The sequence below is a fragment of the Desulfosporosinus sp. SYSU MS00001 genome, assembly GCF_049943955.1.
In the GTDB taxonomy this organism is placed as follows: domain Bacteria; phylum Bacillota; class Desulfitobacteriia; order Desulfitobacteriales; family Desulfitobacteriaceae; genus Desulfosporosinus.
In genome coordinates this window covers 54,983-68,542 of sequence record NZ_JBNFTW010000001.1, presented here as the reverse complement: position 1 = coordinate 68,542, position 13,560 = coordinate 54,983, and the positions used below count along the sequence as shown (strand labels likewise).

Annotated in this window: 13 protein-coding genes; 6 read left to right on the top strand and 7 right to left on the bottom strand. The window is 39.4% G+C overall.

Going from position 1 to position 13,560, the window contains the following annotated elements; genetic code table 11:
- Positions 1-25: 25 nt before the first annotated feature.
- From tig to ACPUYX_RS00310, 3 genes are all read right to left on the bottom strand, one after another.
- On the bottom strand, positions 26-1,309 hold the full coding sequence (gene tig / locus ACPUYX_RS00320; protein WP_426377763.1) for a trigger factor: 1,284 nt from the start codon (positions 1,307-1,309) through the stop codon (positions 26-28).
- Positions 1,310-1,596: 287 nt separating this feature from the next.
- Positions 1,597-2,886 carry a polysaccharide deacetylase family protein gene (locus ACPUYX_RS00315; protein ID WP_426377762.1) on the bottom strand — a complete coding sequence of 430 codons (1,290 nt, stop codon included), beginning with the start codon at positions 2,884-2,886 and terminating at the stop codon, positions 1,597-1,599.
- A 144-nt stretch (positions 2,887-3,030) separates the two neighbouring features.
- Positions 3,031-4,182 (bottom strand): MGDG synthase family glycosyltransferase, encoded by a 1,152-nt coding sequence (locus ACPUYX_RS00310; RefSeq protein ID WP_426377761.1) that lies wholly within the window; start codon positions 4,180-4,182, stop codon positions 3,031-3,033.
- A gap of 236 nt (positions 4,183-4,418) precedes the next feature.
- On the opposite strand from ACPUYX_RS00310, the gene ACPUYX_RS00305 reads away from it, so the two are divergent.
- The 3 genes from ACPUYX_RS00305 (at position 4,419) to ACPUYX_RS00295 (ending at position 6,195) form a co-directional block, all read left to right on the top strand.
- The gene (locus ACPUYX_RS00305) at positions 4,419-5,111 is read left to right on the top strand and encodes a DUF421 domain-containing protein (RefSeq protein WP_426377760.1); all 693 of its coding nucleotides are present in this window, start codon (positions 4,419-4,421) and stop codon (positions 5,109-5,111) included.
- Between the two features lie 106 nt (positions 5,112-5,217).
- Positions 5,218-5,541 (top strand): DUF4363 family protein, encoded by a 324-nt coding sequence (locus ACPUYX_RS00300; RefSeq protein WP_426377759.1) that lies wholly within the window; start codon positions 5,218-5,220, stop codon positions 5,539-5,541.
- 234 nt (positions 5,542-5,775) lie between these two features.
- Positions 5,776-6,195, top strand: a complete 420-nt coding sequence (locus ACPUYX_RS00295; RefSeq protein ID WP_426377758.1) for a hypothetical protein — start codon at positions 5,776-5,778, stop codon at positions 6,193-6,195.
- A gap of 90 nt (positions 6,196-6,285) precedes the next feature.
- On the opposite strand, the gene ACPUYX_RS00290 is transcribed toward ACPUYX_RS00295, so the two are convergent.
- The 3 genes from ACPUYX_RS00290 to ACPUYX_RS00280 form a co-directional block, all read right to left on the bottom strand.
- The gene (locus ACPUYX_RS00290; RefSeq protein ID WP_426377757.1) at positions 6,286-6,732 is read right to left on the bottom strand and encodes a DUF6773 family protein; all 447 of its coding nucleotides are present in this window, start codon (positions 6,730-6,732) and stop codon (positions 6,286-6,288) included.
- Positions 6,725-6,934: a helix-turn-helix transcriptional regulator gene (locus ACPUYX_RS00285; RefSeq protein ID WP_047811522.1), complete on the bottom strand. Its 210-nt coding sequence runs from the start codon at positions 6,932-6,934 to the stop codon at positions 6,725-6,727. Before ACPUYX_RS00285 ends, ACPUYX_RS00290 begins: the two co-directional genes overlap by 8 nt.
- A 295-nt stretch (positions 6,935-7,229) precedes the next feature.
- Positions 7,230-9,206, bottom strand: a complete 1,977-nt coding sequence (locus tag ACPUYX_RS00280; protein WP_426377756.1) for a cell wall-binding repeat-containing protein — start codon at positions 9,204-9,206, stop codon at positions 7,230-7,232.
- 779 nt (positions 9,207-9,985) lie between these two features.
- Between ACPUYX_RS00280 and ACPUYX_RS00275 the strand changes: the two genes are divergently transcribed.
- Both ACPUYX_RS00275 and ACPUYX_RS00270 read left to right on the top strand, forming a co-directional pair.
- A complete protein-coding gene (locus ACPUYX_RS00275) occupies positions 9,986-10,834 on the top strand; it encodes a DUF5667 domain-containing protein (protein ID WP_426377755.1) in 849 nt (282 codons plus the stop codon).
- Between the two features lie 750 nt (positions 10,835-11,584).
- Positions 11,585-11,947, top strand: a complete 363-nt coding sequence (locus tag ACPUYX_RS00270; RefSeq protein ID WP_426377754.1) for a hypothetical protein — start codon at positions 11,585-11,587, stop codon at positions 11,945-11,947.
- 273 nt (positions 11,948-12,220) lie between these two features.
- On the opposite strand, the gene ACPUYX_RS00265 is transcribed toward ACPUYX_RS00270, so the two are convergent.
- A complete protein-coding gene (locus ACPUYX_RS00265; protein WP_426377753.1) occupies positions 12,221-12,664 on the bottom strand; it encodes a hypothetical protein in 444 nt (147 codons plus the stop codon).
- 474 nt (positions 12,665-13,138) lie between these two features.
- On the opposite strand from ACPUYX_RS00265, the gene ACPUYX_RS00260 reads away from it, so the two are divergent.
- Positions 13,139-13,372, top strand: coding sequence for a hypothetical protein (locus ACPUYX_RS00260; protein WP_426377752.1), 234 nt, complete (start codon positions 13,139-13,141; stop codon positions 13,370-13,372).
- Positions 13,373-13,560 lie beyond the last annotated feature (188 nt).

Here is a 13,560-nt window from a genome sequence, read left to right as displayed (position 1 = left end):
ACCTCAGAATTTCCCTCTAAGGCGCTTAGGCATTCTGTTCCACTAAGAAGTTGACAGTTTTTTCCTGAATCAAACTTTGCTTATAGAACTCCATCTGTCCACGCTCTAGAAGGGATTGTTTGAGCGACGCAGGGTCTTGTTTAAAACGCTCCCCAAGATTTTTTAGTCCCTCATTTACTTCGTCTTCCGTAACCGTAATTCCTTCTGTTTTTGCAACAGCTTCTAAAACTAAATCTCTTTTAACGCTTTCTACGGCTTGAGGGCGTAATCGTTCACGCATAATTTCTTCGGAAGAATTCGTAAATTGATAATACTGATCCATGTTCATTCCCTGCTGAATAAGGCTCGTGTTTAATTCCTCGAACATCTCATTAATTCGCTGGGTAAACATTACTTCTGGAATTTCAACGCTGGCATTGTCAACTACTTTGGAAATAATCGCTTTAAGGTGATCATCTTTAACTTTTGATTCAGCGATCTTCATTAATTTATTCCGCAAATCGTTTTTCAATTCATCCAGAGTATCAAACTCACTAACATCTTTTGCAAATTCATCATCTAAAGGTGAAAGCTCTTTACGTTGGATTTTATTAACATGACATTTAAAAATAGCATTTTGCCCTGCTAGCTCTGCACTATGATATTCATCTGGGAAGGTAACGTTGACATCAAGATCCTGACCGACTTCTGCACCAATAAGGCCTTCTTCAAAACCGGGAATAAACGTTCCCGAACCAATCACGAGTTCGTAATTCTCAGCTTTGCCGCCCTCAAAAGGCTCGTCACCTTTGAAGCCCTCAAAGTTGAGGGTGACAATATCTCCCTCTTCAATTTTACCATCTTCTATTGGCAGGAGTCTAGCATGCTGCTGCTGTCTGCCCTTTAATTCTTCCATAATTTCTTCTTCAGTAACACTGGCAACATCTTGTTCAACACTTAACCCTTTATAGTCACCCAAAATAACTTCCGGGCGTACAACAACTTTGGCTTTAAAGATCAGTTCCTTGCCTTCTTCGATTTGAACCAATTCCACATCAGGCCGGTCAACTGGGTTAATTCCGCTTTCCTCAACAGCTTGAGCATAAGCTGGTCCAATAACATGATCGAGGGCTTCATCATAGAGAGCTGCCTTGCCCACTTGAAGTTCTATCATTCGGCGAGGCGCTTTTCCTTTACGGAACCCAGGAACATTCACTTTTTTAGCCAAATTTTTGGCCGCTTGGTTGACAGCATTCGTAAATTTTTCTGCTTCAACCGTGACTTGCAAAGCTACTACATTTTTTTCCACGTTTTCTACAGAGACTGACATATGTTCTCCCCCTTAAAACACTAATTACTCTATGTGCAAGGCAAGTTGGGATACTACGATAGTCTTACCTTTTTTTCAAGACTACAAACCCCGCTTAAGCCAAATACATCCAAAAATAGTTTTGTTTCAGCTATTATAGCTTAAATCCGCCTAAGGGGGAACATATCGTTCCCCCTTTAACACAAAGTTCCCGTTAAATGTTCAAATATTGATTCTAAAAAATTCACTAGCCAATTATACCAGACTTGGGCTTTGTAATCAAATATTCGATCCCCATTGGATCCAAGTCAGGAATTTAGGTTATGAACTATTTTTTGGGCGGATTTGAGATCCTCAGCGGCATAAGAAAGTAACTTTTCCCGGCTAATCCAAACCAGCTTCGTTTTATTGCCTAAGCGTTCATTTTGGCGGTCCTTCCCTGCCGGATGATAGATGCGCATAATCGTCATCTGCAGCAGGGCTATTCCCTTGCTCTTCCACGTATCCGGCAAATCCTGAACCGTAAAGCCAAAACCCTTAACACCTCGATAGAGTAACGTCTCACCTACAAACACTTTAATGTCGGCATATCCGGGATTATCAGCAATATACCGAGCCAAATCCGGCATCGATATTCGAGCTTGACGCAAGGCCTTAAGGGCCGTTTTCTGCATATCCCGTCCTTTGGCCTGAAGCCGAATATTATCTATGTGAATTTCCGCTGCCGGATCTCCTTTCTGCGCTAATAACCGTCCGTCTTCAGAGTAAAGTTCCGGTCCGTCATAACTAGTTTTTTCCAATCGAAAAATATTAGTATCATCAACCCGGTCTACATGATGTGTTTTAGCGTAATAGTGTTCCCATTTTTCCCAAACTCTGAAGGTCAGCCGTTGGCCAAAGGACCAGTCCGGAAAGTCCAGGGGTACAAAAGGCAATTTCAAGTCACGGGGAATTCGTTCTGCCAATAAATCCAAGGCCGCCAGAGTATTTTCCGGAGCCCCGCTTTCTCCGCCGCTGTCATGCATCACAACGATTGAACCCTCATTAACCCTTTTCATGATTCGGGCGGCGATGTCTTCAGGTGTGCGCCGGACCTCCCAATCGTGACCCTCCACGTTCCACAAGACTGCTCTCATATTGTGTCGTTTAAGCCACAGCCAGGTCACAAGATTAAACGTTCCCCAAGGCGGACGCATCCAAGTTATTTTTCGACCGAGGATTTGCTCCAAGATACGAACACTGTCCGTCCACTCCTGGCTGGTTTTCCGCGGGGAGGTGAACCAGGCATAACGATGGCTGAACGAATGAACGCCAATTTGGTGTCCTTCTCTAACCATCTGCTGAATCAATTCCGGATATTTAGCGGCCTTTTCGCCAATCACGAAGAAGGTGGCGGAGATCTTATGGCGTTTTAGCGCTTCCAATAAACGGGGCGTAATCATCGGGTCCGGACCGTCATCAAAGGTAAGCGCGACACCCGGGCTGAATTGTCGTCTCCAGCTTCCGATTCCCCAACGATGGAGAAACAAGTCAGGAATGATTGTATAGATCGCCGCACCTATTAAAATAAGACCAAGCACCAAAGTTCCCCAAACCATGATCTATCTCCCTACCATTAAGCTTAACAAGTGAACTCGCTTACGCTAAAGCTGAACATCGAGGCTTCGGATACAATAATGTCCGGTGGAAATTATTGCCGAGCCGCCTTTCCCAATAGGAATACTTAGCGGCGAAGGAGGACTCTACCCGATCCTTTGAGCACTCCGCCGCTCTTCCACAAGCCGCAGAATTCCTTCCACGGCACGCTCTGCAGCGCGGCCGGGAACTGCTTGAGCCGCAGCCCGGCGCATTTGCTCCACAGCCTCAGGATGCCGCAAAAGGCTAAAAATTATCTTCTCTAACCCTTCTTCATTATCTGCTGCTCGGCCTGCCCCGATCTTCTCCAAATAGCAGGCGTTTTCCTCTTCCTGACCGGGAATAGGTTTGAAAATTACCAGAGGCAGCCGTTTGGTCAAAGCTTCCGAAACAGTAAGCCCGCCTGCCTTAGTAATAATGATATCCGCCGCACTCATTAACTCCTCAACATTGTTAACGAAACCGAAACGCACCAGCGGATTCTTACAGTCCTCAACTAAAGAATCCAAAGCCTTGTATAATTTTTCGTCCTGCCCGCAAACTACGATAGTCTGAAGAGGTATTGCGGCTTCAGAAAGAATTTTGCAAATCCATTTGGCACCGCCTAAAACTCCGTAGGCTCCACCCATTACTAAGACTGTTGGCAGCTCTGGATTCATTGTTAGCTTCTGCAAGATCATCCGACGGTCTAATTTAAATTCAAACTTAGGACTTACCGGAATTCCGGAGATATGAATTGTTTGGGGATTTATTCCCCGAGCCACTAACCCTTTATAAACGTCTTCACAGCCTACGATGTAATGATCAACCCCCGGGTGAATCCATTGGCTATGTACCGCATAATCCGTAACAACAGTCACCAAAGGAACATTTAAAACTCCGCGGAGCCTCTGTTGAGCTAAAACACCTGCAACTGTCGGATACGTACAAATTACAAGGTCAGGCTGCAGAACCTGAATAAATCTCACGAATTCGCGGCGTCCCAAGCCATTTAAAAAGCGCTGGAATAACGAATCCGGGGGAATCTTAGACGTCCGATAGTAAAACTTGCCCCATAATCTGGGGGTATGTTTAATAAGTTCAATATAAGTATTTTTAACAACTGAATTAAATGTCTTACTTAAAAAAGCTCCAAAGTCCAGGTGGGTAATTTTGACGTTCGGGTCCTTAGCACGCAGGGCTTCAATAATCGCCTCTGCGGCACGAACATGCCCAGCGCCAAAGGACGCTGAAAAAATCAGCACATTTAAGTGTTCCACGAACAAACCTCCTCATTTTTGACTGTATGTTTGTTAGATTTGTTACAGGAAGAATAACCCTCTGAAAAAACTCTGTTCTTTGACCATTATACCGTGAAACTGGCAATTCACCAAATTATGGTGGAAACGCTGAGAAACAATGGCTGTGCAAAAGGGATAACAGGCAAAATTTGAGGGAACTATACCTTTTGCAAGGAATCGTTAATGGTCAAATCGTCCAAGAAGGAGTATTGAAAATGATCATTGTTGTACTTAGGACTCTGATATTATATGCCTTAGTTATTATAGCCCTTCGTTTAATGGGAAAAAGGGAAATAGGTCAGCTGCAGCCTTTTGAACTGGTCGTTATTATCATGATTTCAGAGTTGGCTGCCATTCCAAGTGAAAATATCGGTGTCCCTCTCCTTAGTGGTATCATTCCCATTTTAGTTCTGCTTCTAACAGGCATCACCCTGGCCTGGATTTCTTTAAAAAGCGAACGAGCCAGGGCTATTATCTGCGGCACACCAAGTGTCCTTATCGAACGCGGGAAAATCTTAGAAGATGAATTAAAAAAGAATCGTTATAGCCTTACTGATTTACTTGAAGAACTGCGCATTAAAAATGTACCCAACATCTCCGAAGTTGAATTTGCAGTTTTAGAGACAAACGGACAACTAAGTGTTTTTCCCAAATCTCAAAATCGGCCTACAATTCCCAAAGATTTTATGCTGAAAACTCAATATGAAGGACTGCCCTTAACAATGATCATGGACGGAGTTTTAAATCAGAAAAATCTGCAGCAAAGCAATAAGGATCTCAACTGGTTAATGACTGAACTAAAGAAACAAAAAATTGACCGTGTAGAGGACGTCCTTTTGGCCTCTTTGGATAGTTCGGATACACTCTTTGTTCAAGTTAAAAGCGACCCTAACATTAATAACAAGTAAGTAAAATCAAAAACCAAATCATTAAGAAAAAATATCGAGGTGAAACTTTTTGCGCACCCATCTAACGATCGTCATTATCGTTATCCTCTTACTCGGAGGGTCTTTGGTGTCTTATCAATATATTGAAAGAACAACCCAAAGTCTTGGCACTCAAATCTCCACCGTCGAACAATCAATATCCGGCCAACAATGGGATATAGCTCAAAGAAAGTTAAAGGAAACTCAGCAACGCTGGGATAAAAATAAAATCTGGTGGACCATCCTGCTCGATCATCAAGAAATCGACAAAATTGAACTCAGTCTATCTCGCCTTGACAAATACGTAGAAACCCAAAACCTTCCCCTTTCTCTTGGTGAAGCTTCGACCTTAGAACTTTTGATCAATCATATTTCAGAAACAGAGAAATTTACACTTGAAAACATTTTATAGAATTGACTTTACTTTTTGCCATTTACTAATTATTGATTTATAAAATTACATACTATTCCTATACTATTCCATTTATATACTATTCATTGATATACAAATATAATCCCATTCATCTGAAACCTTTACAATTCTTCGAATCGCTATAAGAAGTTTAAAACGTGATAAAATCATCGTTTGACATCGTATAAAATATATTGGAATTTAATATTATTATAATTTCTGAGGTGAGACAGTTTGAAAAAGGCGCGCTATTGTTTAATGGTATTAATGATCCTAACAACCGCAGTTTCATGTGGCACCAAAAATCCCATAACAACAACCAATAATGCTGCAAAGACTTCTTCTAATTCCAGTAATGCAATAACCTATACAGAAGAATTTTCATACCTCCCCGCCTACAACGGTGTCAAGTCAGCAGTTTCCTATAAACCTGCCAGCACTACGCAACCACTCGGCGAGGCAACATACCTTATCCAAAACACAAAGGATACCAAAGTGTTCGAGGATTATGAAGCCCTATTAAAAAAGAATGGCTGGACTATTACTCAAGAAAAACAAGTCATTAGTTTTTCAGCGAAAAAACAAGACCATGTCGCCAATATTTCTGTTTCCATATTTGGCACCGGGGTGATTCTAACGGTTCAGTCAAAATAGAAAGCAGCCAGAACTAACGAAGGAGTCTCGATTATCGAGACTCCTTCGTTAGTCCAAATTTTCAAATCGGAGTTAATAACATGACAGTTCTTATTTATCACATTCTTGCTCAAGTGCTTCTTTTCTCTTTTTATACAAATAACTTGAAAACTGTAAGGCAGCCAAACAGAGGAAAAATGTGGATATGCCTATCAATGCGGCCGATGGAACCAATAATCCATGCTTATTATTGACATGAAATTCAATTCCAAAGATTACAAACACCGCCAAGCCGGCAAGTAGGCTCATAAAAGTATTCGTTTTCAAGTTCGGTTTTAAGCGCCTGTCCCAAATCCCGTTCTTGATACAAGAGATTAATGTATAAATACTAAGCAGCATAAAAATAAACCATTCTCCGGCAAACTGTTTAAAATCGGCTCCTAAACATATTTGAATCATAATAACTGCCAGCAGACCCCAAAAGGCGAGCCACATACCGTTATGTTCAATATTCAATAATTTATTTTCCTGCATTTCATCCAAATTGTTTTTACGCATCTTCATTCTCCTCCCCAAACAGCTCATCAAGAGATTTCCCCAGCACCCTGCATATATTGCGGCATAACCTTATTGTTGGGTTATATTCGCCTTGTTCAATGGCGTTCATCGTTTGACGAGATATCCCCACGGCTTCAGCTAAAGCCTTTTGGGTCATGTCAAGTTCTGCACGGGCAACTTTAATTTTTAGGTTTCTTGCCATATTAACACCTCGAATATTACTTTAATATATATAAGAATTTATGTCAACTATATATTACATAAATTCTTATATATATTTCATTATCTAAGATCTAAGGTCACCTGAAAAGTTTTTTAACTTAAAACCATCTTTAACCCAAATACCTCGAATATTCAACTAATGCCACGCTTCTAGAATAGCAGTAAAGAGAGGGCGTGATTTCCCTCTCTTTACTGCTATTCATATTCATTTAAGATGCATCTATCTAATAGAAAAGACTTAGCTTTATTCTATGGTAATGAATCTAACAAAATCCCTATAGGCTTAAAGTAGCAGTTGTTGTAACATTGCTATTTGAGTCAACACCGGTTATTGTGACGTTAGTGAGCGACAGAGGATTAATATTCGAGAAAAACCTCAATTGGATTAAACCTTGTTGTGCTGTAATGGTGCCCACATTTGATGTGAAGTGAATATTATTTGCAAGATACGAGTTTGTAATGTCACCGCCGTATTGATCAGTTACAGTATATGTTGCATAACCAATTTTCTCATTTCCATTAGAAGGGGTTGTCGCCAGTTTAGTCGAGTTTATCGTAATTTTACTGACCTTTTGATCTGAATGTTGGCTGGAGCTTTGATTTCCAGACGTTGAATTATTAGTAGGGACACTGGAACTTGAGGAGCTTGTGCTGGAAGAAGTATCAAGACTCACAACTCTGCCGGTGATTAAGTCTACAAGAGTAATAATCGGTTTATCCGTATCTGAAGAAGAGTTATAAGTTATTGTACCGATACCTTTGCTTGGATCTAAGGTAATTGATGAACTTATAGAGGTAACGGCTGATAACTGCGCAGCCGGAACGGTTGACGTAATATCTTTCCCGGTTTCATCGAGTACTTGGTACTTAAAGGTTGCAGTAGTTGCCCCAACTTTTGAGTAATTACTCAAGTTAAGAGTTCTTTGGTTTCCAATTACGGTATCTCCATTTGAAGCAGCATCGGTCGAAGAAGAATTATAACTCACAACCCTGCCGGTTTTTAGATCCGCAAGGGTAATAATAATCGGTTTATCCATATCCGAAGAAGAGTTATAAGTTATCGTACCGATACCTTTGCTTGGATCTAAGGTAATCGATGATTTTAGAGAGGCAACAGCTGATAACTGTGTCGCCGGAACGGTTGAGGTAATGTCTTTCCCGGTTTGATCAAGTACTTGGTACTTAAAGGTTGCAGTAGTAGTCCCAACCTTGGTAAAATCACTTAATTTAAGAGTCTCCTGATTTGAAGAATTTCCATTCGCTGTATTGGACGAATTCAGATTAGTAATTACAGATTCAGGAATAATCCCTGTTCCACCAAATACATAAACCCTGCTGGCATTGGTAAGCCTTTGCTGATAATAGCTTCTCGTAGTTGCCGGAGAATCAGTATTAATAAGAACTATAGGTTCAGATAGGTTAGCACAAAAGGCTGTTCCGGTTAACGCATCGGCAAAGCCTTCACCTGTGGCTAAACAAATACTGTCTGACTTGAAATCAGTATTAAATAATTGATTTACGGCTATATTTCTCGCATATTTATCAGCCCCCGAGATCCGTTCTGCATTAGGGAACTGTTGGGCTACTTGATCGCTAATGATATCCGAATCTCCGACAATATATGTTTTACTGATATTGAGCGTTGAAATGTAATTCTTAACGACGTCGGGTATGGCATCATGTGGTACAAGAATAATTGGACTTTGCTTTATGGAAGCGATGGATCCAACGGATAACGCATCGGGATAGTCCTCTCCGGTGACAACAAACAAAGTTGAAGGATTTGAGGCAACTTGTTGGGCAACTTGAATCGCAGTCGCGTACCGATCAATCCCGTAAACTCTTGTTGTCTCAAGTCCCATCGTTTGAAGTTCAGACTCGACCGCTTGAGATATTACTGCTGTCCCGCCAATAATTACTACGTTTTTCACTTGCAAATCTAACAGTGTCTGCTTCGTAACCGTTGTCAAACTTCCGGTATTTGTTAATAAAATAGGGGCATTAAATTTCTTGGCTAAGGGGGCAGCAGATAGCGCATCAGGATAGTCTCCGCCGAAAGCCAAAATAGCATAATTAGACTGAGACCAGCCCGACATAGCGATCTGGGCTGCTGTTTCATAACGATCAAAACCAGCTAAGCGAGTAATCGTTGGCGTTGAATTTGCTAAGGTTGCTGCGGGAAAAACTAAACTGATAAGGGTAATTAAGCTTAGGATTATACATAACCTTGATTTTCTTTTTCTAAGAGACATAATGATAATTCACTTCCTTAATATTTAATCAGATAAAGTATAATACTTTGTCCTGAGATTTTTTTGTCACAAAATGTAATATTTTGTCCTTAATAAAAATTTAATATTTAGGTAGATTAACCCCAGATTACCTTAAGTACATTCAACTATTGAGCTCATTTCCTGACCCATCCAGAATCGTATTCCCCTGATATACAACGATCAAACGTAACCATTTACGGACATGCTGAATACAATGTATCAAAACCTTCTCGATCTCGTCTTATGTAATCTAAAAAGAGGAGGTGCAGCGAATGTTTATTTTCGGAATAGTTGGCGCAGCTTTAGCCTTGATTATTGGTTTGGTGTTAGTTATTCTTCATTTAATTTTTGGCGGCATAGCGGCAGACGCTTAATTCAATAGTCCTAGGTTTTAAACCTAGGACTATTGAATACCCTTATTCTTTCGCATCGTCAAAATCGGCCTTTCAGGACTCTCTATCCTGCGTAGCAGCCGTAACCGTTTAAAATAATATACCCAGACTAATGAGAAGGATGCCTTACCGCATCCTCCTTTGGCATATTTAACATTGGGTCTATACCACGCTGATTATCCCTTTAGAACATAATTAAATAGTACCATGAAGCCCTTGTCTCTTATGCTAGGACTAGAACATGAAAAATATTAGTCTGAAAGTCCCTGCTTTTTAGTCCAATTTCCCGAATTATTGAATTAGTCTAGATTAGCTATATCAAAATCGTTATAATTTAGTCAAATTCAACTTGGGAGATGGTCATAAATGAAAAAACATTATTTTCTTACATTCGCCTTATCTATATCACTTACTTCTCTCCCCCTTATAGCTCCTCTAGCCCTAGCTGAAGATAGTGTTCCGGTGAGTACAAGTACGGATATAAATGCAACAACAAGTGTCGATGCCACAACTAATTCCTCTTCAAATGATTGGTTAACACAACTTATTGATAAACTTCAAACTATATTAGGAACCGATTCTACAGTTACTACTGACTCCCAAACGGGTCAAACTTCGGAAAATACGTCTGAGACCAGTACTTTATCTGAAGTTGGAGATACTGGAGAAACACAAGTAACTACGGATGAGTACTCCAAGAGACTAAAGGAAGCTCAAGATTTTTTAGGAGGACTTTCCGCAGAGGACTCGGACACAATGCAAAAACTAGAGCTTGCCGTTAGTAATAATCACGCGCAAAACATTAAAGTATTAGGAAATTTATTAGATAAACTTCCATCCCAGGCCTCTGAAAGACTGGCTTTTAATATTGTTCGTTCTATGGAAAAGAGCGTTAATAAAACGGAAAAGGCTGGTCAGCAAACCCAAGAAGCAACAACTACAACAAATGAAGTGACAACTACAGCAAATAGTATTGAAGACGATTCCTTAAACGCAGCAGAAACGAGCAGTTTAACTGAGGAAGAACAGACTGCCCTAGATTCGCTTGATCAAACCTTTGGAGTAGATGAAACTACCTCCGGAACCGCAGATACGACACCCCACTTAAATGCCGCAGCGAAGGTACACGCCGAGAAAAAACAAGGCGGACAAAGCGAAAGAGCCGGTGGGGGAGAAAAACATCAGCATTCCAATAGATCGGGAAAAGGGCATTAAAAAACCAACATTCCTAATATATTGGCAGGAACACAAAATAGAGAGTCTTTCATTCAGAGGAATGATTGACTCTCTATTTTGTTTGTTAATAAAATTGGGTCTAACATTAATACTTGTATTAAATCTATGATATTCACAAAATCCTAACAAATTTTTCAGCGAACGTTAGAGAAACACCCGTCCTGGCTTGGCGGCCTAGACGAGTGCTGACACAAGATGAACACCTGAGTGTCCTGTTCCAATTATAACAGGCGCTCCGGTCAGAGAAAAGAGGAGCAGAAAAAAGGGATTTGATACGTAGAAGAATTTATCATAGCAAGAACACTCGGCAGATACGCTAAAGGAACCTTTGATCAATAATTCAGGTCGTGAATTTACGGATACTTCCAGGGAGACATACTCACATAAACAGTGCTGGATGGCGCGGGGTATAACAAGTTTCAAGCGAGCTAACTAATGAAGCACTCGTTTCCTCTTCTGAGAAAACCTAATTTTTCGTGTTTTCTCCCATAGCACTCCTCCGACTAGGATGCCCGCAACGAAAGCTGGAAAAATATAAGCTATTTTTTTCATCCTCATTCTCCTTTAAAGAGAAATTTATATGCCCTTAGGCTATTTTTAGTAACTGAGAGCGTAATTTATTCATTTATGATTTTCACTCCATTAAACCGTCTTCCTTACCGAGTTTGACTTTTTTCTTTTAGATGTATTAAGATTCATGGAGTGACAATAATTATTGAGGTGAGTATATTGGTAAAACTTTTTTCTTTTGGATCTAATAAATCTAAGGTCAACAAAGACGAAGTAGTTAAATCCATTAACTACACTGACGAATTCCCTTATCTCCCATCTTACTTCGTATTAAAAGCAGCTAAATTTATTCCAGCGACTCCGGAAAGACCCTTAGCCGAAGCGGAATATATTATTCGCATAAGGCATGATACCCAGGTATATGAAAATTACCGAGCTACTTTAATCGAAGATGGTTGGAAAATTTCTGATGAAATGCCAGTTACTAAGTTTACTGCAGAAAAAGATACACACATTGCTTATATTATGATTTCCAGATTATCTGATACAGAGGATATATTGTTAAGAATTAATTCAAAATAATTCACGTATTAAGGTATCTAACTTAGATGCCTTAATATTTTAATTCGTAAAATGGGTCTTTAACAAAGTTTCGTCGATTAGGGTAATAAAAAAGGAGAGTGATTATGCTCTCTTTTTTTAATGAAAAACTCCCCAATAACTTCATATAGGAAGTGACCATCCAAAAGAATATTATATTTGTTACATTTGTTACATTTGTTATATTTGTTATATTTGTTATATTTTTATGCTTTATATGATTTACATGTTTTCCTTTATCCTAAAAAAATAATTCTATTTGTTAGGTTTAAATGAAACTGAATCTATTTTTTTACCCTCAACTATCGATTGAGTTGTTATCTGATGATCTGGATAAGTGACTTTCAATTGTGATAAATATTCACTAATTAATTGATGAGCATAATTTTTGTCTACTCCGCTCTTAAATGTAATATCTCCATATAGAATCCCTTTTTGCTCGTAGAATTGAGTTCCAAGGACATCTTTTTGGCCCATAATTTGCTTAGATAAATTACTAATGGTAGAAGATCCAGAAGACCCTTTTGGAACGGGGGTTAAATACTGCTGTTTTTGTTCCTGGGTACTAGTGCTTTGTTGATTACTAGTTGAATTTGTCGGGTTAGATTGTTGCTGAGTTTTACCTGTTGTGGCTCCACAGCCTACTAATGTTAATCCCAAAATTGAAACTAGCAATACTTTGTTTATTCTTCTAAACAAGTATAAACACTCCAATCAACTTTATTTTGACTTCGCATATTATACCACTTATTTAGAACTCATAAAAACTTAACAGAAATCGGTGAATTCTCATAAAGAGCTCTCACTATCTACTAAGCCAATCCAGCAATCACTATCGAAAGGCTCTTCCGTTTTTTCTAGCACATCGGGCTATTAAACCTAATTTCACCACTTGTACAAGTCTAATATTGCAAATCCCAAACACACATAGTATTTTCCTGAAGGTAGGTTTATTATGTAAATTTCGTCACCCTAGAACTTTCCTTTGTCGATATAATAATTCATTAATCAATTTATCGAGTTTTACGCTAATTTGAATTATCATCGGGCTATAAAAAAAGAAGCACCTCCCTGTTTTTGGTAAAACCCAGTTTTAAGATAGAATGCTCTCTTTAATGCAAAAACCCCGCAAACCTCTTTCATTAGCAGCATCTCCTTCAGGAGCAAAAAACTTTGTCAAGCGTAACTTTAGTCATTACAACTATATCCCATATTAATTGCGAATCATGGCGAAATAGCATAACTATTGCTAAAGAGAAATCCCCTTGGATAGAAAATAAAAAACTATCTAAGGGCTGTTCAAGCCAATTTCTTACTTCGCTTGCACTTCCCAAAGCATTATTAAAAAACCAAACTGCTTTTTGTCGTATAATTGAACGTTTCCCTTGGCTATATTTGCTGATATGATGTAGTTGCTCTAATAATTCGTCTAAACGCCAAAAATCCTCCTTTTAACCGTCTGAATCCAAACGGTTAAAAGGAGGATTCTACTTTTTCTAAGCAACAAAATCTCATTCAGTGATCCACTAGATTACTAAAATCAACTTCGCTGGATTTGCCCTTAAATCTCTTTTAAATTCTCATTTAAAAAATCC

Coding starts and splice junctions, on each gene's coding strand:
- ACPUYX_RS00290 (WP_426377757.1), bottom strand. CDS start 6,732: ATGCGTAAAAACAATTTGGATGAAATGCAGGAAAATAAATTATTGAAT.
- tig (WP_426377763.1), bottom strand. CDS start 1,309: ATGTCAGTCTCTGTAGAAAACGTGGAAAAAAATGTAGTAGCTTTGCAA.
- ACPUYX_RS00280 (WP_426377756.1), bottom strand. CDS start 9,206: ATGTCTCTTAGAAAAAGAAAATCAAGGTTATGTATAATCCTAAGCTTA.
- ACPUYX_RS00285 (WP_047811522.1), bottom strand. CDS start 6,934: ATGGCAAGAAACCTAAAAATTAAAGTTGCCCGTGCAGAACTTGACATG.
- ACPUYX_RS00305 (WP_426377760.1), top strand. CDS start 4,419: ATGATCATTGTTGTACTTAGGACTCTGATATTATATGCCTTAGTTATT.
- ACPUYX_RS00275 (WP_426377755.1), top strand. CDS start 9,986: ATGAAAAAACATTATTTTCTTACATTCGCCTTATCTATATCACTTACT.
- ACPUYX_RS00315 (WP_426377762.1), bottom strand. CDS start 2,886: ATGGTTTGGGGAACTTTGGTGCTTGGTCTTATTTTAATAGGTGCGGCG.